Raw genomic sequence first — 554 nt, 5'->3', positions numbered from 1 at the left:
AAAGAAACTTTTGTACCAGTAAAGATAGAAGAAGATCGAATTGAAACCGAACAAGAACTGCAACTTGAACACGTGATTCGTCCTAGGCCGGGCAGAAAATGGCTCGCAACCGGCGTGTTTGCTACTTTTGCCGGATTGGTCGGGTGGCAGGCTGTAGACTCATTTGTCACTGCGGTGCAAACAGCTGACTGGCTAGCATTAGGTTGGGCGGGTTTCATTACTGCAGTGGCTTCATTGGGCCTAGGTGCTATCGGTAAAGAACTCTGGAAGCTACGTAAATTAAGAAATCATTTCAGCATTCAAGAAGAAGCCGAACTGCTCGTTCACAGTGACAGTGTGGGTAAAGGCAAGGTGTTTTGCGAAAAGGTGGCGGAACAGAGTGGTGTATTAGCAGAAACCCCAGGCTTTGATCGCTGGCAGAACAGCATTAATCCAGCACACAGTGATGCGGAAACTCTTGATATGTACGATTCTATGGTCGTTAGTCAACAAGACAAGCTCGCTACAAAAGTGGTTTCTCAGCACGCGACTGAGTCTGCTGCGCTAGTTGCGGT

At 47.8% G+C, this 554-nt stretch carries 1 pseudogene; it reads left to right on the top strand.

The window, feature by feature from the left end:
* Nucleotides 1–554, top strand: a pseudogene (locus R7040_RS29050) (TIGR01620 family protein); the annotation flags it as partial.

This window comes from Vibrio sp. 1069, assembly GCF_033340555.1.
The sequence above is the reverse complement of the archived record's forward strand: the minus strand, read 5'-3'. Positions and strand labels throughout refer to the sequence as shown.